The 20,396-nt window shown below is 70.2% G+C and carries 16 protein-coding genes and 1 pseudogene; 7 read left to right on the top strand and 10 right to left on the bottom strand.

The window, feature by feature from the left end:
- Positions 1–41: 41 nt before the first annotated feature.
- Positions 42–461 carry an organic hydroperoxide resistance protein gene (locus tag ADK67_RS10055; protein ID WP_053716127.1) on the bottom strand — a complete coding sequence of 140 codons (420 nt, stop codon included), beginning with the start codon at positions 459–461 and terminating at the stop codon, positions 42–44.
- Positions 462–609: 148 nt separating this feature from the next.
- Between ADK67_RS10055 and ADK67_RS10050 the strand changes: the two genes are divergently transcribed.
- The 3 genes from ADK67_RS10050 to ADK67_RS10040 all read left to right on the top strand — a co-directional run bounded on the left by ADK67_RS10050 (position 610) and on the right by ADK67_RS10040 (position 5,685).
- Positions 610–1,737 carry a CaiB/BaiF CoA transferase family protein gene (locus ADK67_RS10050; RefSeq protein ID WP_053716126.1) on the top strand — a complete coding sequence of 376 codons (1,128 nt, stop codon included), beginning with the start codon at positions 610–612 and terminating at the stop codon, positions 1,735–1,737.
- Positions 1,737–2,897, top strand: coding sequence for an MFS transporter (locus ADK67_RS10045; protein WP_053716182.1), 1,161 nt, complete (start codon positions 1,737–1,739; stop codon positions 2,895–2,897). Before ADK67_RS10050 ends, ADK67_RS10045 begins: the two co-directional genes overlap by 1 nt.
- Before the next feature lie 121 nt (positions 2,898–3,018).
- Positions 3,019–5,685 carry an ATP-binding protein gene (locus ADK67_RS10040; protein WP_053716125.1) on the top strand — a complete coding sequence of 889 codons (2,667 nt, stop codon included), beginning with the start codon at positions 3,019–3,021 and terminating at the stop codon, positions 5,683–5,685.
- Positions 5,686–5,784: 99 nt separating this feature from the next.
- On the opposite strand, the gene ADK67_RS10035 is transcribed toward ADK67_RS10040, so the two are convergent.
- From ADK67_RS10035 to ADK67_RS10015, 5 genes are all read right to left on the bottom strand, one after another.
- Positions 5,785–6,408 carry a DUF1345 domain-containing protein gene (locus ADK67_RS10035; protein WP_053716124.1) on the bottom strand — a complete coding sequence of 208 codons (624 nt, stop codon included), beginning with the start codon at positions 6,406–6,408 and terminating at the stop codon, positions 5,785–5,787.
- Positions 6,409–6,638: 230 nt separating this feature from the next.
- The gene (locus ADK67_RS10030) at positions 6,639–7,370 is read right to left on the bottom strand and encodes an alpha/beta fold hydrolase (RefSeq protein WP_197289377.1); all 732 of its coding nucleotides are present in this window, start codon (positions 7,368–7,370) and stop codon (positions 6,639–6,641) included.
- A 96-nt stretch (positions 7,371–7,466) separates the two neighbouring features.
- On the bottom strand, positions 7,467–8,339 hold the full coding sequence (locus ADK67_RS10025) for an alpha/beta fold hydrolase (RefSeq protein ID WP_231648106.1): 873 nt from the start codon (positions 8,337–8,339) through the stop codon (positions 7,467–7,469).
- A gap of 39 nt (positions 8,340–8,378) precedes the next feature.
- Positions 8,379–11,129 carry a helix-turn-helix transcriptional regulator gene (locus ADK67_RS10020; RefSeq protein ID WP_053716122.1) on the bottom strand — a complete coding sequence of 917 codons (2,751 nt, stop codon included), beginning with the start codon at positions 11,127–11,129 and terminating at the stop codon, positions 8,379–8,381.
- A gap of 380 nt (positions 11,130–11,509) precedes the next feature.
- Complete coding sequence (locus ADK67_RS10015; RefSeq protein WP_082403350.1) at positions 11,510–12,421, bottom strand: helix-turn-helix domain-containing protein; 912 nt, start codon at positions 12,419–12,421, stop codon at positions 11,510–11,512.
- A 254-nt stretch (positions 12,422–12,675) separates the two neighbouring features.
- On the opposite strand from ADK67_RS10015, the gene ADK67_RS10010 reads away from it, so the two are divergent.
- A complete protein-coding gene (locus tag ADK67_RS10010; protein WP_197289363.1) occupies positions 12,676–14,034 on the top strand; it encodes a VCBS repeat domain-containing M23 family metallopeptidase in 1,359 nt (452 codons plus the stop codon).
- Between the two features lie 192 nt (positions 14,035–14,226).
- On the top strand, positions 14,227–14,940 hold the full coding sequence (locus tag ADK67_RS10005) for a hypothetical protein (RefSeq protein WP_053716179.1): 714 nt from the start codon (positions 14,227–14,229) through the stop codon (positions 14,938–14,940).
- A gap of 317 nt (positions 14,941–15,257) precedes the next feature.
- On the opposite strand, the gene ADK67_RS10000 is transcribed toward ADK67_RS10005, so the two are convergent.
- The 4 genes from ADK67_RS10000 to ADK67_RS09985 all read right to left on the bottom strand — a co-directional run bounded on the left by ADK67_RS10000 (position 15,258) and on the right by ADK67_RS09985 (position 17,791).
- Entirely contained in the window at positions 15,258–15,761 is a 504-nt protein-coding gene (locus ADK67_RS10000) for a hypothetical protein (protein ID WP_053716120.1), read from the bottom strand.
- 122 nt (positions 15,762–15,883) lie between these two features.
- The gene (locus tag ADK67_RS09995; RefSeq protein ID WP_053716119.1) at positions 15,884–16,915 is read right to left on the bottom strand and encodes an alpha/beta fold hydrolase; all 1,032 of its coding nucleotides are present in this window, start codon (positions 16,913–16,915) and stop codon (positions 15,884–15,886) included.
- 31 nt (positions 16,916–16,946) lie between these two features.
- A complete protein-coding gene (locus ADK67_RS09990; protein WP_053716118.1) occupies positions 16,947–17,438 on the bottom strand; it encodes a DinB family protein in 492 nt (163 codons plus the stop codon).
- 41 nt (positions 17,439–17,479) lie between these two features.
- Positions 17,480–17,791, bottom strand: coding sequence for a class I SAM-dependent methyltransferase (locus ADK67_RS09985; RefSeq protein WP_082403348.1), 312 nt, complete (start codon positions 17,789–17,791; stop codon positions 17,480–17,482).
- An 87-nt stretch (positions 17,792–17,878) separates the two neighbouring features.
- On the opposite strand from ADK67_RS09985, the pseudogene ADK67_RS09980 reads away from it, so the two are divergent.
- Together ADK67_RS09980 and ADK67_RS09975 are read left to right on the top strand one after the other, a co-directional pair.
- A pseudogene (locus ADK67_RS09980) lies at positions 17,879–18,485 on the top strand (helix-turn-helix domain-containing protein).
- An 885-nt stretch (positions 18,486–19,370) separates the two neighbouring features.
- Positions 19,371–19,817: a CHAT domain-containing protein gene (locus ADK67_RS09975; RefSeq protein WP_157620072.1), complete on the top strand. Its 447-nt coding sequence runs from the start codon at positions 19,371–19,373 to the stop codon at positions 19,815–19,817.
- The last annotated feature ends 579 nt before the right edge of the window (positions 19,818–20,396 follow it).

The raw sequence follows: 20,396 nt of genomic DNA, 5'->3' as shown, positions 1-20,396 counted from the left end.
CGGCGGGGGGAGGGTGCCTCCGGGCCGGCACCCTCCCTCCGTCACACCTTGGTGAGGACCGTGACGTCGATGTTGCCGCGGGTCGCCTTCGAGTACGGGCAGCGCTGGTGCGCCTGCTCGGCCAGCTCCTCGGCGACCCGCTGCTCCACGCCCGGCAGTGTCACCACGAGCCGCACGGCCACGTGGTACCCGCTGTCGTCGTCACGGACCAGGTCGACCGAGGCGGTCACCGTGTCGTCGGTCAGGGTCGTGCCCGCCGACTTGGCCACCAGGCGCAGCGCGGAGTGGAAGCACGCCGAGTACCCGGCGGCGAAGAGCTGCTCGGGGTTGGAACCCGCGCCGCTGCCACCGACCTCCTTCGGCGCGGCCAGTTGCAGCTCGAACGCACCGTCGTCGGAGGCGACCACGCCCTGCCGACCGTCCCCACTGGACACGACAACCGCTGTGTAGACAACTGGCATTGGAATCCCCTTATGAGACAAGAAGAAGCTGTCGATCAGTGAAGTTAGGACAGTCGGGCAGTCGGCCCACCTACGGGAAGTCGTAGTCATCTAGTCGAGGACCGCGCCGCACGCGTGGCGCGTCGAGACCAACGAAGAAGGAGGAACCGTGCCGGGTCCACTGGAAGGGCTGCGGGTGCTGGAGATCGGCGGCTCCGTCGCCGGGGCGTACGCGAGCACCGTCCTGGCCGACCTGGGCGCCGACGTGCTCCGCGTGGACCGCGCCACGCAGGTGCCGGGCGAACCGCACCCGCCCGCACCCGACCCGCTCGCGAGGGGCAGGCGCTCCGCGGCGGTCGACCTCAGGCACCCGGACGGGCCCGCCGTCGTGCTCGGCCTGGTGGAGCACGCGGACGTCGTGGTCGAAGGCGGACGACCGGGCGTCGCCGAGAAGCTCGGCATCGGACCCGAGCAGTGCCTGGAGCGCAATCCGGCGCTGGTCTACGGACGGGTCAGCGGGTGGGGCCAGGACGGGCCGATGGCGCGCCGGGCCGGGCACGACATCACGTTCCTCGGCGTCACCGGCGCACTCGCGCCCACCGAACCCGGCGGTGCGCCCGCCGTGCCGCCCCCGTACTACCTGTCGAGCTTCGCCGGTGGCGCGCTGCCGCTGGTGATCGGCATCCAGGCGGCGCTGCTGGAACGGGCCCGTTCCGGTCGCGGGCAGGTGGTCGACGCGGCCATCGTCGAGGGCACCGCGCTGCTCGCGGTCATGGTCGACCAGTGGCGCCGCACCCCCGGGCGGGTCACCGTCGTGGACGCCCCGTTCTACCGCACCTACCCGTGCGCGGACGGCAGGCACGTGTCGGTCGGCGCGGTCGAGCCGCACTTCTACCGGGAGCTGCTGGACCGGCTGGACCTCGGCGACGTCGACCTGCCCGAGCAGTACGACGAGGCCGGTTGGCCGGTGCTGACAGAGCACATCGCCGCCGCGTTCGGCCGTCGGGACAGCACCGAGTGGGAGAAGGTCTTCGCCGACTCCGACGCCTGCGTGGCGCCGGTGCTGGCGCCGTCCGAGGTGGCCGAGCACCCGCAGCTGAAGGCGCGGGGGACGTTCGTGGACGTCGGCGGGCAGCTCCAGCCCGGCCTGACACCGCGGCTCTCCCGCACACCGGCCGCCGTGCCCACGCCCGCGCCGTACGTCGGCCAGCACACCGTGCAAGCCCTGCGGGACTGGGGCTTGGCGGAGTCGGCCGTGGACGCGCTGCTGACCTCCGGCGCCGTGAAGGGAGTGTGATGCGGCGGCTCCTGCCGCTGGTCCTCGGCATGGCCGCGCTGGGACTGGACGCCTACGTGGTCGCCGGCATCCTGGAGGTCGTCGCCGGCGACCTGGGCGTGCCCGTGCCCGTCGCGGGCCAACTGGTGACGGTGTTCACCCTGTCGTACGCGCTGCTGTCACCGATCTGCGCGACGTTCGCCGCGGGCAGGCCCCTGCGCCTGGTCCTGTTGTCCGCGCTCGCCGTGTTCACCGCGGGCAACGCGCTCGCCGCGCTCGCGCCGTCGTGGTCGCTGCTGCTGGTCTCCCGGGTCGTCGCCGGGTTCGGCGCGGGCCTGTACTCGCCGATGGCGGCGGCGACCGCGGCGGCACTCGTGCCGGAGCACCGGCGGGGACGTGCGCTCGCCCTGGTCACCGCCGGGCTCAGCGGCGGCACCGTGGCCGGGCTGCCGCTCGGGCTGCTGCTGGTCTCCCACGGGTGGCGGCTGACCTACTGGTTGGTCACCGTGCTCGGCGTGCTCGCGTTCGTGACCGTGGCGCTGTTCGTGCCGACCCTCCGACCGGCCGAGCCACCTCCGCTGCGGACCCGCATCACGGTGCTGGCCGATCGCGCCGTGGTGCCGCTGTTGCTCGTGACGGTGCTGTCCACGGCGACCAGCATCGGCATGTACACCTACGTGGCGCCGTTCCTGACCGAGGTGGCCGCCGTCCGCGACCCGCTGTGGCACCTGTGCGCGTGGGGCTTGGGCGGGCTCGTCGGCAACCTGGCAATCGGCACGTTGATCGACCGCTGGCGGGACACCAGGGCGTTGCTCAGCGTCCTGCTGACCGTCCTCGGCCTGAGCCTCGCCCTGCTGCCCCTCGCCACCTCCACATTCGGCACGATCGCGCTGATGTTCCTCTGGGGCGCGGGCGGGTGGAGCTGCCCCGCACCGCAACAGCACCGGCTGCTGGCACTCAAGCCCGCCCAGGGTCCGGTCGCGATCTCGCTGAACGCGTCCTCCATCTACGTCGGGAGCGCGGTAGGCGCCGCCGTGGGCGGCACCCTGCTCGCGACCGGGGTTGGCATCGCTTGGCTGCCACTGCTGTTCGGCGCCGGCGCAGTGGCCGCGGCAATGCTCAACCTGCTGATCACCGAACGTCCCACCCGGCACCCGGCGGGTGACACCGTCGAGCGATGACGTCGCGGCACCCGAAAGTCGACACGGTTCTGGTTCTCCGCCCTGTCCGGGTTGGTGGATCGTCGAGACCGTTCGAGGGAACTGCTCCCCATCCGGGCAGTTGTGGCGGATCGTGATTGTCATGGCCGATCTGCCGCTGCCGTCTTCAGCGCTCCCGCACGCCGTGCACCGCAGCATCCTCGTCGTGGACGTGGAGGGCTTCGGTGACCGGCGCCGCACCAATCACGACCAGCTCGCGGTTCGGGCCGGCGTGTACCGGGCGCTGCAGTCGGCCTTCTCCCGAGCCGGCGTGCCGTGGGCCCGGTGCCATCGAGAGGACCGTGGTGACGCGGTCTTCGTGCTCGTGCCGCCCGAGGTGCCCAAAGCGGTGCTGGTCGAGGCGTTGCCGACGGCACTGGCCGCGGCCATCCGTGACCACAACGAGACGTGCGAGGCCGGAGGGCGGTTCCGGTTGCGCATGGCGCTGCACGCGGGAGAGGTGAACTACGACGAGCACGGCGTCACCGCAGCCGCGGTGAACCACACGTTCCGCCTGTCCGACGCCACCGCGTTAAGGGCCGCGCTGGCCCGATCACCCGGCGTACTGGCCTTGATCACTTCCGACTGGTTCTACGACGAGGTGGTCAGGCACAGCCGGCGCGTCGACCCGGGAACCTTCCGGCCGTTCCGAATCACGGTGAAGGAGACCCACGCGACGGGCTGGGTCAGCCTGCCCGATGCCCCCTACCCCTCCGCGACCCCGTCATCCGGGCACCGCGCGGATGCGGTCATCCCGAGACAACTGCCGGCGCTACCGCACTCGTTCACCGGCCGCGCCGACGAGCTGGCATCGCTCACCGCCCTCCTCGACCGGGACGTCACCGGTGGCGGCGCGGTCGTGGTCTCCGCGATCGGAGGGGCCGGCGGTATCGGCAAGACGTGGCTGGTCCTGCAGTGGGCACACCAGCACCTGCATCGGTTCCCCGACGGTCAGCTGTTCGTCGATCTGGCCGGATTCAGCCCGGACAGCGAACCGATGCACCCCATGGTCGCCGTACGAGGATTCCTCGACGCCCTCGGGGTCGAACCCGGAAGGATCCCCGTCGACCCGCACGCGCAGACCGCCTTGTTCCGCAGCATGGTCGCCGATCGGCGACTGCTCGTCGTCCTGGACAACGCCGTCGACACCGCCCAGGTCATCCCGCTGCTGCCGGGAAGCCCGACGTCCACGGTCCTGGTCACCAGCCGCAACCGCCTCACCGGTTTGATCACGCGCCACGGCGCGCGGCACCTCGACCTGAACGTGTTCGCCGCCGACGACGCCCTCGCCATGCTCACCGATCGTCTCGGCGCCGAGCGGGTCCGGACCGACACCGGAGCGATCGATGAGCTCATCGCCTTGTGCGGCGGGCTTCCGCTGGCGCTGAGCATCCTCGCCGGACGCGCCGGCCTCTCCAGCCCGTTGAGCGATCTGGTGGCGGAACTGCGGGAGTCGGGACTCGCCGCGTTCGACGACCAGGATCCCGACACCGGCCTGCCCGCTGTGTTCTCCTGGTCGCACCGGGCACTTCAGCTTGAAGAGGCGGTGGCGTTCGCCCTGCTCGGCATCGCGCCAGGGCCGGACATCAGCCTGCCCGCCGCCGTGAACCTCCTCGGACTTCCCCGAGTCGAAACGCGGTCGGTGCTACGTGGGCTGGAACGGGCGTCCCTCCTCACCCGCACCGCCGCCGGCCGGTACCGGATGCACGACCTGATCCGACAATTCGCGGTGCAACACGCATCCTCGCTCCCCGAACGACAGCGGGAACAGGCGCTGATGCGTGTCGTGGACTTCTACTTGCACACCGCCCACAACGCGGACCGCCTGCTCTACCCTCAGCGCCGCGTCGAACAACCAGCCACACCATCCGGCGGATGCCGACCGCTACCGCTCACCGACCTGCCTGCGGCGTGGCAGTGGTTGACCGAAGAACACCACTGCCTCCTCGCAGCACAGCACACCGCAGTCCTCAACCACCTTCATCACACAACCTGGCAACTGGCCTGGGTGAACGACACCTTCCACTTCCAGCAAGGCCACATACACGACGAGATCACCATGTGGCGTGCCGGTCTGGCCGCAGCCGAACATCTCGACAGCCACGCCATGATCGTCGCCAACCGCCATCTCGGTCGCGCGCTGACCCGCATCGGACGGCATGAGGAGGGCCTATCCCTCCTGCGTCAAGCGCTCCTCCTGGCCGAGCGTGCCGGCGATGTCGCCAACCAGGCGAACACGCACCGCTCCCTGGCCTGGGTGTGGGAGCGCAACGGTGACGACCACCGAGCACTTCAGCACGCGACACGATCGCTGGAGGCCTACCGGACCCTCGACAACCCGACCCGGACGATGCTGGCGCTCAACGAAGTCGGCTGGTACGCCGCGAAGCTCGGTGACCTCGACCGCGGCCGTGAACTCTGCCAGACCGTCCTGGACTACCACCGCGGCAACGGGTACCACCGAGGAGAAGCCACCACCCTGCACGCTCTCGGCTACATCAACCACCACACCGGCCGGCACCGCGATGCCGTGGAGCACTACCAGCGCGCACTTGCCCTACGCCGCGATATCGGCCACCTCTACGCAGCCGCGGAAACCCTCGACATGCTGGGCCACCCGCATGTCGCACTCCGACAATATGACCAGGCGCAGCAGGTGTGGACGGAGGCCGCCGACCTCTATGCCGCCCTGAACCGCATTGAGGATTCGGCGCGCGTCCAGCGCGAGTTGAAAGCCCTGCCGACCCATCGACACCGCGACGACAAATGAAGCGTAGCAACGAAAGCCACCGACTCACTGCTGCAGAACGAGTTGCGTGAGTTCATCTACGTCGGCGACGTGCGGTGAGACTCTCCTCGCCACTCGGTGTCAGCCGCTGAGCACGCCGATGGCGATGCCGAGCATCGCCGTGTTGTAGATGAACGAGAGCACGCCGTGCGCGAGGATCCGCAGCCGGATTCCGGAGGTGCGTGACTCGACGTCGGAGACCGCGAACGTGGTGCCGACGGTGAACGAGAAGTACGCGAAGTCGATGAACGTCGGGTGCTCGGTGCCGGGGAACACCAACAGCTTCTCGGGCAGGGCGCTGTAGTAGGCCTGCGCGTAGCGGTCGGCGTAGCCGAAGTGCAGGATCGCCCACGCCAGCAGCACGGCGAGCACACCCACGGTCTTGCCGAGCAGCGCCGCTTGAGCGCCTTCCTCGATGAGGGCGATGGTCAGGCCGGACGTGATCCCGACGAGGCTGGTGAGCAGGGTGAACAGGGTGCCGCTGCGGCGGCCCAGCGCGCTCTTGACCCACGCGCCCCGGTCGTCGCCCGCCCGCTTGCCGCGACTGAGGCGGATGACGCGGATCGCGAGGTAGACGATGGCGATGAGGTCCCACAAGGCGATCCATCTGGTGTCGTCCACGTCCGCGAAGAAGATGGGGACGCCGAGCAGGGCGAGCGTGCTCTCGATGATCCGGGACAGCACGGTCGAAGGGCGGAAGCGCATGACTTTCCTTCATCGGAACGGCAGGGGCGTCGCCCACCTCGTCCGGATGACGACGGTCATTCCGCGGGGAGCGACGTGGAGAGGGGTTGTGAGCCGCACGCGGCCTGAGCGCCCGTTGGCCGCAGTCGAGCGATCACCGCCGGCCCTCCAGCGGGCCGCAGCAGCGTCGCTGCGGCTTGGCAGCCGCCCTGGCCCCGCGAGAGCCTCTGCTCGCGGGGCCGGTGGAGGCGTCAGCTCGAGGCGCGGAAGATGAGCTCGGCGACCTCGTTCGGACGCGAGACCGCCACGGCGTGCGAGGCACCCTCGACGGTCACGGTGGCGCGTGAGCCGGCCCGGTCGGCCATGAACTTCTGCGCCTGCAGAGGGATGTTCTTGTCGGCGCCGGCCAGCAGGAACCACGAGGGGATGCTCGCCCAGGCGGGTGTGCCGGACGCCTCGTTCAGGGCGGCGTCGCGGATGGGGCGCTGGGCACTGGCCATGAGGGCGGTCTCCCGCGCCGGGACGTCGGCCGCGAACTGCTGCCGGAAGACCGAAGGCTTGATGTAGAGGTCCGTCGAGCCGTCGGGCAGCGAGACCGGTGCCAGCGTCTCCCCCAGCGTGCTGCCGGGGTACTTCGCGGCGAGCCGGGCCGCGGCCTCACCCTCGGCGGGGGCGAAGGCGGCGACGTACACCAGCGCCTTCACCTTCGGGGAACGTGCCTTCACGTTGGTCATGACGGCACCACCGTAGGAGTGGCCGACGAGCACCACGGGCCCGTCGATGGCAGCGAGACGCGCGTCGAGGGCCTCGGCGTCGGAGGCGACTCCGCGCAGGGGGTTCGCCACGGCGACGGCGGTGAAGCCTCGTCGCTGCAGCCGCTCGATGACGGGGTTCCAGCTCGCACCGTCCGCGAAGGCGCCGTGGACCAGGACGATCGTGGGCTTCTGCCCGGTTGCCGGGTGTGAGGCCGCCGCGTCCGACATGTCGAGCAGGGCGAGCCCGGCGGTAGCGGCGATCACGGCCAGCAGAGCGGTGACGCGTGCGGTGACGCGGTGCGTGAGTCTGTGCATGTCCGGTTCTCAGTCTGTGAGGAAGGCGATCAGAGCGGCGTTGACCTCGGCCGCGTGGGTGAGCAGCAGGCCGTGCGGGGCACCGTCGATCTCGACGTAGCGGGCGTCGGGCAGGCGGCGGCGGAACTCGCGGGCGGTGGCGTCGATCGGCAGGATGCGGTCGGCGGTGCCGTGCAGGATCAGCGACGGCACGTCGATGCGCTCCACGTCGGCCCGGAAGTCCGTCAGCCACGCCGGAACGCACGCGTACGCCGCCACCGGCGCCGAGGCGATGGCGGTGACCCAGTTCGCCCGGAGCGCGGCATCGCTGAGACGCGACCCGAGCGTCTCGTCGGTGTTGAAGAAGTCGACGAAGAAGTTGTCGTACCAGGCGTAGCGGTCGGCCTCGGCCTGCTCGGCGATGCCGTCGAACACCGACTGCGGCACGCCGGCGGGGTTGTCCTCGGTCTGCAGCAGGAACGGCTGGAGCGCGCCGAGGAAAGCCGCCTTCGCCACCCGCTGCGAGCCGTAGGTGCCGAGGTAGCGGGCGACCTCACCCGAGCCCATCGAGAAGCCGACGAGGACGACGTCACGCAGGTCGAGCCGGGTCAGCACCTTGTCCAGGTCACCGGCGAAGGTGTCGTAGTCGTAGCCGGTCATGGTCTTGCTCGACCGGCCGAAGCCCCGGCGGTCGTAGGTGATGACCCGGTAGCCGGCCTTGACCAGCGCATCGGTCTGCTTCTCCCACGACTGCCCGTCCAGCGGGTAGCCGTGGATCAGGACGACCGGCTGGCCCGAGCCGTGGTCCTCGTAGTACAGCTCGACGTCGGTCGAGCCCTCGGTGCCGACGGTGATGGTTCCCATGGTGCCTTCCCGCCCGTCCGCGGTGTGCGGACCGGGCATGGCACGAACCTAAGGAGGACGCAGGGCCGGCCGCGTCCGTCAGACGACGTCTTCGGCGTACGTCATCGTGCCGCGCAGCACCGCGGCGAGCTCGCCGCGCGACGTCACGCCCAGCTTGGGGAACATCCGCTGGAGGTGGGTGCTCACCGTCCTGGGCGAAACGTACAGCCGCTCGCCGATCTCCCGGTTCGTCAGCCCCTGCGCGGCGAGCTGGGCGACGTGCAGCTCGGTCGAGGTGAGCCGGTCGACGGCGGCCGGGTCCTGGCGAGGGGAGGACGCGCCCGCCGCGCGCAGCTCCTGGCGTGCCCGCTCCGCCCAGGCCGACGCGCCCAGCGCATCGAAGACCTCGCACGCGGCCTGCAGGACGACGCGGGACTCCGCGGGCCTCCGGTGCCGCCGCAGCCACGCGCCCAGGGCGAGGTGCACCCGTGCCCGCTCGAACGGCCAGTCGACGGGAACGGCGTCGAGGGCCGCCCGGTAGAGCTGCTCGGCGGCGTCCGGCGGGCTGAGCAGGGCGCGGGCGAGGCGCAGCCCGCAGAGCAGGGCGGGTGACGGGGTCGGCTCTTCCAGTGGGGTCAGCTCCCGCAGCACCTCCCGGGCCGCTTCGGTGGACTCGCTGCGCACGGCCGCCTCGACCAGTTCGGCGACCCCGTAGAAGCGCAGCCAGGGGTGGAAAGCGGGGTCGGCCGGCTCGAAGACGCGGTGCAGGTGCCCGAAGGCGTCGCTGTAGCGCCCCTGGCACAGGGCTGCCTGCCCGCGGGCCATCTGCACGATCGCCAGCACCGGGCGCGCGCCGCCGGGAAGGGCGGTGCGCTCCGCCTCCGCTGCCCACGCCTCCGCCCTCGGATCACCGCAGACGGCGGCGAGCTGTGCACGGATGGCGTGCACCATCGCGTGCACCAAGGGCTGACCGGTCTCGCGAGCCAGCCCGGCGGCCTCTTCGGCGGCGAGGTGGGCGGCGCGCACGTCACCGAGCCGTGCCGCGCTGCCCGCCTGGACGCAGAGGGCCCTGGCCAGCATCGACAGCCGGCCCTGTGCCCGCAGGGCGTCCAGCGACCTGCCCGCCAGCCGGCTCGCCAGGGCAGGAGCACCCACCGTCACCGCGGCACTGCCCAGGAGCTGGTCGCCCTCGGGGTCCTCGGACGAACGCTCCAGCTGACCGGCCAGGGACTCGAGGACGGCACGTCCGCGCTCGACCGGCGCGCAGTACGCCCGCAGAGCCACCAGGTCGGCGTTGCCCGCGTCCACCGGCATCCGGTCGGCAGCCGCGGCGACCCGCCGACGGGCGGCCGGCCCCGGTTCTCCCCAGAAGCAGTGCAGAACCGCGCCCCACAGCATGCGCAGTCCCAGCACGGGCTCGCCACCGGCGGCGACCTCGACGGCCAGCTCGGCCAGCTCGGCGGTCGCGGTGCCCTCGCCCCGTGCCGCCCCCTCGACCAGGGCGATTCCGACCCAGGCCGCACGGCCCTGGTCCCGGACCGAGAGCTCCAGCGAGCGTGCCCGGGCCAGCAGGTGCGCCGCGGCGTCGCACTGGCCCGACTCCAGGGCGAGCTCGGCCGCGCGAAGCAGCCGGTCCGCACGAGCGGAGGGATCCGCGGTCAACTCCGCCGCCCGCCGCAGCGCGGCCAGGGCCGCGGCGACACCGCCGCGTCGCAAGGCCCTGTCGGCGGTGGAGTCCAGGTCCCGCGCGGCGTGTTCGTCGGGACCGGCGGTGGCGGCGGCGCGGTGCCACGCCTGCCGGTCGGGCTGCCCCTGCAGCTGGGAGGCGAGAGCCGCGTGCGCGGCCTGTCGTTCCGCGGCGGTCGCCGCGTGGTGCATCGCCGAGCGGACGAGCGGGTGGCGCAAGACCATCCCCCAGGGCTCCAGCAGGCCGGCGTCGACCGCCGGCCCGAGGGTGGCGACGTCGACCGCCGTCCCGAGCATCCGGGCAGCGGCGGCAAGGCACTCGTCCATCGTGCCGTCACCGTTGAGGGCCACGAGGAGGAGGACCGCCCGCGTGTCGGCCGGAAGCCGGGAGACCCGGGCCGTGAAGGTCCGCTCCAACCGCTCGGTCAACGGCAGCATCCCCGGCGTGAGCGCGTACGCCCCACCGACCGACCGCAGCGCGACCGGCAGCTCGGTCAACGCCAGCGGGTTCCCGGCCGCCTCCTCCAGCAGCCGCCGCCGGACCTGCTGCCCCAGGCCTGGGGCCACCGCGTCCAGCAGCTCGCCCGACACCTCGTCCGTCAGCGGGTTCAGGTGCAGCACAGGCAGCCCGGCACCGCCGAGCCGGTCGTCCAGACCACGGGTCACGGCGACCAGTGCGAGGGGGTCGGACTCGATCCGCCGCGCGACGAACCCGAGCACGTCCAGGCTGGCCCGGTCCATCCAATGCGCGTCCTCGATGACCACCAGCAGCGGCGCCTTCACCGCCGCGTCCGACAACAGGGTCAACGCGGCCAGGCCGACGAGGTAGAGGTCGGGCACGGCCTCGTCGACGAGTCCGACAGCCGCACGCAGCGCGGCGCGTTGCGGTCCGGGCAGGTCGTCGATCCCGTCCCGCAACTGGTGGACCAACTGGTGCAAGCCGGCGCAGGCCACGTCCTCCTCCGACTCCACCCCCACCGCCGTGAGCACCCGCGTCCCGCGGCCTGCGGCCAGCGCCGCCGCCTCGGCGACCAGCGCCGACTTGCCGATCCCGGGGGCGCCGAGCACGATCACCGCGCCGCCCGACCCGGAGGCGGCCTGCTCGACCAGGGCGGCCAGCGCGCGGCGCTCCATCTCGCGACCCAGCAGCGCCCGTCGTTGCATGCCGCGCTCTCTCTTCCGTGTGACTCCCCGCTGCCGGCAAGCGCCACGACCCCGCCCGACCGGCCGAGCCCTGCACGAGTCCCACAAGTCGACCGGGAGGTCGGGTAGGAGACGCGATCCGCACAACGGCCCGCGCGTCGCTCCGGGGACAGCGAGGGCTCCAGTGCCTGCGGGGAGTATTTGAACACCAGCTCGAAGAATCCACGGCCTTGTGGTTCGAGGAGGTGGTGCGCTTCACATCCGGGGACTCGCAACCAGGACCGGCGCGGCCATTCGACCGCCGTCAGACGAGAATGCGAGCGCCATGCGGCAAGCCTTTGTCCTGCTCACGCTTCTCACCTGCATGGATGAGGTTTCGGCAGGCACAGGGTCAGGAATCGTCAATCGCGGGTGACGTCCAGTAGACCCGTCGCGTGTTCGGTCCGCTGGTACAACACGTAGCGCCCGGCCCTGACCTTGGTGACGAGGCGGGCGCGGTGCAGTGCGCTGAGGTGGTAGGAGACGGTGCCGGGGGCGTATCCGGTCCGGGTGGCGAGTTCCGCGGTGGACCGGGCGGTGTCGAGGTCTGCCAGCAGAGCCGCTCGGGCGTTGCCGACAACGTGCGCGATGCTCCCGGACCTTTGGTCCTGACCGGCTCCGACCCGTTGGGCCGGGTAGTAGAGGACGAACTGCCCGGGTGTGTCGACCTGGATGATGACGTCGGGCCAGTTGAGCACACTGGGGGCGAGGACCAGGTCCCGGCCGGTGACGTCGATCTCGCCGTTGAACGACGTGTGGACGGTGATGGCGTCGCCCGTCCACTCGATGTCGGGGTGGAGCGCTCCGAGCATCCGGCCGATGCCGTGGGTGGCCATGGCCGTCGCTCGATGGGCGACGTCCTGGTCGGTGATCGAGCGCAGCGCCGGCCAGCCGTCGGAGAGGGCGTCCCGCCAGAACCGGGCGACACCGTTGGCGAGACGTCGCTGCATCCGCCCGGACTCCGCGATCCGGCGGGTCGTGGCCCGCAGCGGCCTGTTCCAGTGAGTCCTGGTGTGGGTGAACACCTGCGTTTCGAGTTCGCCCTGCGCTACCGCCTCGATCTGCGCGATCTGCTCCTCGATCAGTTCACGGCGCTGCGAGGCCGAACCCGGCTGCGGGGTGAGCAGATCGGGGATGTAGGTGTCGCCGTTGCGCGGCAACAGGTCTGCGAGCAGGGCGACGTCCGGGTGCGTGAGCGACGCGCGGGCGAGCGGTCCGGGATCACCGAACACCGGGTGCCGTCCCGACGCGGCGGTGAGCTTCAGCCACGCCATGGCTTCCGATGCCGGGGACGGCGATAACCGAGTCCTGGAGACCGTGTCGGCATTTACACGCAGTGTCAGCACCTCGCCCACGGTAGCAGTCGGGCGGTGGATTCGAACTGGTTCAAATCCTTTCCAGCGCGAGGCCGCCACGGGGTTGAGTTGATGCCTGCCGGACAACGGCGGCGACGCTCATGGGGGGCGGCGAACGCTCGCGATTCTCGGCGCGAGTGACCGGCTGTCTTTGCTCACCTCCGGCGACCGACATGAACCAGCACCATGGCAGGACGGATCTTTCTATGCGTACATCTCAGTTCAAAAGAATCGGCACGGCGACGGGCGTCGCCGTTGCCGTCGTGGCAACTGCGCTGATGCCCTTGGCACAGGCCACCGAGGCGACCGCGCAGATCGTCGCGGCGCCCGCGCTCGAACTGCCGTTCTTCTGCGAGACCTCCTGGGTCGGAAACTCCAAAGGCAGCAGCGCGCACGTCAGCTATGAGATCGACTTCAACAAGAGCGGCACCTCGGGGAACGAGGACCTCGGCGAGCCCATCCACGCGGCGGCTGCCGGGACCGTCGTCCGGGAGGGCGGCGAGTCATCGGATTACGGGTACTTCCTGGAGATCGACCACGGTGGCGGCTACACAACGTTGTACGCCCACCTCAACAGCAAGAGCGCGCACGACGGCGACGTGGTGAGCCAGGGCGAGGAGATCGGCACGCTCGGCAACACCGACGGCAACAGCTCCGGGATCAGCGCCCACCTGCACTTCGAGTACCGCTACAACGGCACCATCAAGCCCGCTTCTTTCCACGGCGATCCGTTCGACTACGCCACCGGCATCGAAACCTACGTGAGCCAGAACTGCGCCGCTTCGGTGAACCGCCCGAGCAGGAGCGTCAACGGGGACGGGTTCGATGACGCGATCGGTGTCGACCCCGCCGGGGTCGCGTGGTTCTACCGCGGCAAGAGCGGAGGCGGTTTCACCGCGGCCCTGCGCCACGGTCCCGGCTGGGGCGACTTCTCCCGGATCGCGGTCAACGACTCCAACGCCGACGGCTGGGCAGACCTGTGGGCGGTCAGCGGCGACACCCTCTACTACTGGCACAACCGCACCGACGGCACCTTCGCCGCATCACACGAAGTAGGCCCCGGCTGGTCCGCCATGGAATGGATCTCGTTCACCGACGTCAACGGCGACGACAAAGCCGACATCCTCGCCCGAGACGGCGGAAACATGTACCTCTACACAGGCCGAGGCGCCGGCGCCTTCAGCTCCCGAACACTCGTCAGCTCAGGCTGGGCAAGCCTCCTCAGGCACACCGCCGCCGACGCCGACGGCGACCGCGACGGCGACATCTGGGCCACCAACAGCCTCGGAGAACTCTACTTCTGGAAACGCAACAACGGCACCTACGCCACCGCCGTCAAAGTCGGAACCGGCTGGAACGCATTCCGCCAAATGGTCTCAATGGACATCAACGGCGACACCAAAGCAGACCTCGTCGCCATCCGCACCTCCGACAACACACTCTGGCAATGGCTCGGCACCGGCACCGGCACATTCAGCCAAGCCACCCCCATCGGAAGCGGCTGGACCGGCTTCGACCTCGCCGTGAACTAGAAGATCAAGCGGCCGGGCCGGACGCCGATCGCGTCCGGCCCGGCCGATCCGAGTAACCACATCCGTACCCGATTCGCCCCACCAACGATCCGCGTGATCACTGACTCGGAGGCCCACCATGCACCGACCACCAACCGCCCGCACGATGCCCACCGCGGCAGGCGACCACGGGTTCGTCTCGTGAGCGCGCGGATGACGACCACACGCCGGCGACTGCTCACGGCGGGCGTCGTCGCGGTCGGCTCCACCTTCCTGACCCCGGGACAGGCGTTCGCCGACGGATACGGCTCAGGCGCGTTGGGGCCGTGGGAGGCGCTGTCCAAGGCGATCTCCACCTTGACCCAGATCAGGCCGGTCCTCGAGACCGACGGGCTGTTCATGTTCGGGGACAGCATCGCTGTCCAGGACGGCAGCTCCCTGGCCAAGCGACTGTACAGCCGGACCGGAGACGTCATCGCCGTGCACAACTGGTCCGGTCGCCCGACGGCTCCGGCCGTCGACGCACTGGAGCAGTGGGCTCAAACCTACGGGCTGCCGAGCCGAATCCTCATGGCTACCGGGTCGAACGACATCTTCACCCCGCCGGTGTTCGCCGCCCAGGTCGATCGCGCGATGAGCATCGCAGGCCCGAGTCGGAAGGTGTACTGGGTGAACACCCAGGTTTCCCGGACCGGCCAATCGACCGACGTCCAGTTGGCCGACCAGCGCAACAGCGCCTGGGTCAACCTCCAACTGGCCGACGCCCAACGCCGACACCCGAACCTGATCGTGATCCGCTGGGCCGAGTTCCTCGCCGCGAAGCCGACTCGGCTCACGGCGTACCTCCGCGACGGCGTCCACACCACCGCACCACTAGGCCAGGACGCTCGGAACGAACTCATCGTCCAGGCCATCGAGGCGACCTGACGCGTGCATCCAAGTGTTGCGGGTCATGACCTTGGTGTCGGCTGAGGCCCCAGACCGCAGGCACAGGACTTTCGGCGGGATGGGAAGTACCGCCAACTCGTGCGCCAAGCGAAAGGCCCTTCAGCGCTCCGGCGGGTTCAAGCGATCCCCGCAACACACTGGGTTTCAGGGTGTTGCGGGTTGGGCGCTCCGAACCGCCCCGGGGGGCTGTTCCAGGACCGGCTCAGGCGAACTTCCGGTGGTAGCGCGGTGGGCCCAGGCCGTGACCTCGCGGATGTCGGGTGGGAAGCCGTCACGCATGCGGACGTGCACGGTGATCACGCGTCATGAGCAGACACGGCGTCTGCCACGGCTGCTGCGTGAGCACCGGTTGGTGACACCGGGCACCGTCCTGCGATGGCACCGACGCGACCCCGCCTCGGCACGCCCAGGGCGAGGATCGCGGCGAACGCGCCGCACATCACCACCTGGTAGCCGAACGAGATCGGCACGCTGGAAGCGAGGTAAAGCCCGCCGACGAACCCGGACGCCCACCACCCCGCCAGCGTGCCCAGCGCGAATCCGTGCCAGAGCAGGAACACCGCGCAGAAGATCAGGACTGCCGCACCCGGAGCGGCCCGCCGTCGCACCCGGCGCACCATCGGCACGAGCGCCGCGAGGTTGACCGGCAGGCTCAGCACGACCAGCACACCCAAGGCGGCCACGTCGAACCTGGCGATCTCACCGGGCGGGCCACCGAACAGGAGCAGGGCGGACGCTGTCTGCACGACCGTCGTGGCGATCGCGAGTCGGCTCGCCCAGATGCCTCGGGACTTCTCCATCGGACTCCACTCCGGTGCTCACGGGGACGACCGTCGGTTTCATCGGCGCCCGTGGTAATCATGCCGCTTAATCTCGCGCTGCTCGCACCTCGGTGAACGCCGGCAGCGCGTTCGTGGCATGGTCATCCGTCGAGGAATCGAACCAGCTCCGCGGTGACGAACCGGGGGTTCTCTTCCATGAGCCAGTGCCCGGCGTGCGGCACGTCCACCGCACGCACGATGTTCGTCATGCGCGGGGCCACTGTGGATCGGATCGCGTCGAGTTGCCCCTGGGCGGTCATGAGCAGGGTCGGGACACGTACCGGTGCCGCTGCCACGGTGTCGTGGACGTCCTTGTCGAGGGCGCGGTAGAGCTCGAAGCCTCCCGACAGGACCGCAGGCCGACTGTAGGTCCGCGTGTACTCGTCAATCTCGTTGTCACTGAACGGAGACCGATCCGAGGTGCCGCCGAACGCGGTTCCGCCGAACGAGACCTGGGGGTAGAACAGTGCCAGGTACTCGCGGACATCGTCGCTCACGACCGCCTCGGGAACCTGCCGTTGGGAGTGGAAGGCGATGTGCCAGCTCAGTGTGCGGTACGTGGCCGCGTCGACCGCGGGTCCGGGTAGCGGCAGGTCGAGGTAGCCGAGGCGAGCTGTGTCCTCGGGGAACTGGCTGGCGTACTGAAACGCCACCGCAGCACCGAAGTCGTGTCCGACGACAGCGGCATCCCGCACCTCGAGCCGGTCGGCGATGAGGGTGTGCACGTACCGCGCCAGGGTGGCTTTGTCGTAGCCGGTCGGTGAACCGGTGCTGTCGCCCAATCCGGAAAGGTCGACCGCGTAGACGGTGTGGTGTTCGGCGAGTGCCGGCATGATCGGCCACCAGCCGTACCAGGTCTGGGGCCAGCCGTGGATCAGCACCACCGGTGTGCCGCTGCCGCCGGTCACGTAGTGCATGCGAACGCCGTCGACATCGGCGAACTCGTGCCGGAAGGTGCCCTGGAACGCCGGGTCGTTCTGGGTCGCGACGGCGTAGGGAGCGACGTCGCCGGCGGTCGGTGCGGAGCACGCCGCCGCAACGCCGATCGTGAGCATGAGAGCGAGCGCGAGGCTCGCCACCGTGCGCGCGGATCGGTGGAACCGACGTGCCGGACGCGGGGTTGCGGTGATCATGTGTTCCTGTCCTGTGGAGAAGCTGGTGGGGTCAGCGGCCGGTCGCGCCGTCTATCAGCTCACGGAGGATGTCGGCGTGGCCCGCGTGCCGGCCGGTCTCCTCGATCGTGTGGGTGAGCGCCCAGCGGACGCTGGGAGCGGGACGCCCCGGTCTCGGTCGAAGGACCGGCGCGGCGAGATCGATGCAGCCGTCGAGCACCTCGTTGGCGCGTTCGACGGTCTCCCGGTAGCGGGCCACCACGTCGGCAACGCTGTCCGCCGATGCCGCTTGGAACGTCGCCTGCCAGTCGGCGACCTCGTCACCGAGGAAGATCGCGCGCTCGACGAAGGTCAGATGGTTGAGCAGGCCGAGCAAGTTCGTGCCGGACGGCACCGCGGCTGTCCGGACCTGCGGTTCGGGCGCGCCGTCGACCTTCGCGGCGATCGACGCGCGGAGGTAGTCGAGGAATCCGCGCAGGACCTCGGTTTCACTGCTGCCGGTCTTGGGCGGCGGAGTGTCACGGCGGCGTGTTCTGGTGGGCATGACGGGTCTCCTCCATGTGCTCGGGCAGCCCTGACCGCCGGTCAGGCGGTGCGGTGAACGACCAGGACGTGGTCGGTGACCTCGACGGTCTGCCCGCTTGGTCCGGTCGCGACCCTGCGTGGCGTGTCGGCCCGCTCGACCGCCACTGCCGCGATGTCGACGGCCGTGACCTGCCACCCTCGGCCCGCGAGCCACAGCGCGTCGCCACCGTCGCCGCATCCGAGATCCAGGGCATCGCCACGTGACAGACCGGCGACCGTCTCGGTGAGCCGGGCATTCGGTCGCGGGCCGGTGGCCGCCGGTCGAGCCACCTGCACTTCGTCCCAGAACGTGACCGCGTCAGCAGCGCTCATCAGGACTCCTTTCGCCTGTATGCGCCCAGTCTCACCAGCGCGCGCCGAGCCGGCACGGAATCTTGCCGTTCCGGCAAGATGGTCCCGATGGACCGGGAAACCGACGAGGTGCTCGACGGTGTGGGGCCGCGACTTCGCGCGCTTCGTCGTCACCGCGGCATCACCCTCGCCGACCTCGCCACGACGACCGGCGTGTCCGAGAGCACCCTGTCCCGCCTGGAAAAGCGGTCAGCGCCGCGCGACCCTGGACCTCCTGCTGCCGCTGGCCCGCACCTACAACGTTCCGCTGGACGACCTCGTCGGCGCCCCGCGCACCGGCGACCCCCGCATCCACCTCACGCCGATCCACCGGTTCGGGATGACCTTCGTACCCCTGTCCCGGCGGCCAGGAGGGGTACAGGCGTTCAAAATGATCATCCCCGCACAGCCCGAACCACTCGAACCGACCCCGCAGACCCACGACGGCTTCGAATGGCTGTACGTGCTCAACGGACAGCTGCGGCTGGTCCCCGGCGAGCGCGACCTGACACTGCCACCCGGTGAGGCAGCCGAGTTCCACACGTCCTCGCCGCACTGGCTGGGCAGCGCCGACGGCTACGCGGTCGAGCTACTGATCCTGTTCGACCCGCAAGGGATGCGCACACACATCCACACCGACCCCCACCGGCCGTCTCACGGCGAAAGCCAGCGGTGAGCTCAGCAAGAACCGTTGACCGACAACGGAATCTCCGCTTAGTCCGGCAAAGCTGTCGAAGACGACCATCGCCGACCTGCCGCAGATCTGTGGGGTTCCAGGACTCCGCACTCGGGCGCTGAGCCGCAGCCTTACCACCGCGCCAACCTCACCGGCACCCTGAACCAACTCGTCTACGGCTACGGCCTCACCGTCTATCTCATCCTCGAACAACAGAACGCATCTGTCGTCGAACGCGCCCATGGCTCGAAACTTCGGCTGGCCACCGCCCTACAAGAAGGTTCACGGTCGCGGCTCCAGTGCCCGTTGAGCACTGTTTAGTCAACACTGAAACTATAGAGCCAACTCACCTTGAGTTGTACAGTATCGGTCGACAAGTCATCGGGCCGTCGTCGGCACGCCCCGACCAGTCCTCGACCTGATCGAAGAGTACGAACCCACAGCCGCGTAACCACAGGTCAAGCCATATGGCCGACTTCCGGCACCCACAACTTCGAACCGCTCACCGCGCTGCCGAGCAGGGTCGACGGCCCAACGGCCTGTACCGCTACGGCGCCGGGTTCCCGCCTGCAACCGGAGAACGCCCATCACTGGGCGGACTTGATGTAGGCACCGACGGCGAGCGACCGAGCCGCTCGGCTCGGCCCGCGAGCTGTCGCAGGCCGACGCGACCATGGTCAGCTTCATGGTTCAACGGGGCGGCTGCACGGCGTCGTGCTCTGACCGGAGGAAAGGCCGGTGTGGTCGCGGCGGCGGAGCTGGCTGCCGTCACCGAGGCGGTGCTGCGCCTGCGCAGCGACCTCGACGCGATGTGCGGGAGGAGGTTGCGCGCACCGCTCGTCGAAGCGGTCACCGCGTCGATGGAGCACCGGTCGCCGTGTGACCGTGGCACTGGTCGCACCGTTCGACCTCGGCGACCGCGACCTGGTCGTAGTGCCGACCGGGCCGCTCGCCATGGTGCCGTGGGGTCTGCTGCCCGGCCTGCGCGGCCGTTCAGTCACGGTGACGCCGTCGGCGTCGGTGTGGCTACGCGGCCGGTGCGTCGAACCGCTGACCGACAACGCCGGGCCGTTGATCGTAGCGGGACCGGACCTGTCACACACGACAGCGGAAGCAGAGCAGGTCGCCCGGCTCTTCCCGCGCAGCACGGTCCTGACGGGCAGCGCCGCATCAGTGTCGGCGACATTGACGGCGTGGCACGGCCGGCACACCTGTGGTTCTTCGGCGTCGAGCAGCGCAAACCGTCCTGGGGAGCCGGATAACGAGCTCACCGACGCTGAGTGGCCGCGCTCGCCGACTGGGCGGGTCCTGACGGACAAGGCGGTGTCCTGATCATCGGCGACCACGCCAACCTTCGACCCCCCCGGACGCGCTCGATCCGGCGCTCGACCCGCTGGTCAACCTGGGCCGGGCATCGGGTGCCGCGAGCGGGCAAGCTGCGGCGCCGGGAGGGGCCGCCCAGCTCCGACGTGACCGCGGACGTCAGGCACAACACCCAGGTGCCCGACGGGCTCGGCACGCCGCTGGACGACCTGACCCTCCAGGACGACGCCCACCCGCAGGCGTTGTCGCTGACCAGGCGCCAGGTCAGCGTCCTCTGGCCGTGGTGGAGTCGCCAGTACCGGCCGCACCCGTTGTTCTGCGGTCGGTCGGGCCCATTGATGTCCTCCCGGACCACATGCACGAGGGACGCTCGCTTTCCCTCCACCTATCCGAGGTCGAGTGGCCGTCCGGTCCGACTGGGCAGCCGCTGCCCGAGGTGGTGGCACGCGGCACCGACAAGCGGTTCGCGCGCACCTACGACATCGTGAGCGCCTACGACGGATCGCTCGCCTCGGGTCGGTCGGATCGTCGCGGACACGACGTGGCACCACTACTTCAACGTGAACCTGCGAGGCTTTCCCCCAGGAA

Source organism: Saccharothrix sp. NRRL B-16348, assembly GCF_001280085.1.
Classification (GTDB): Bacteria; Actinomycetota; Actinomycetes; order Mycobacteriales; family Pseudonocardiaceae; genus Actinosynnema.
This window is presented reverse-complemented; position numbering and strand designations above follow the sequence as displayed.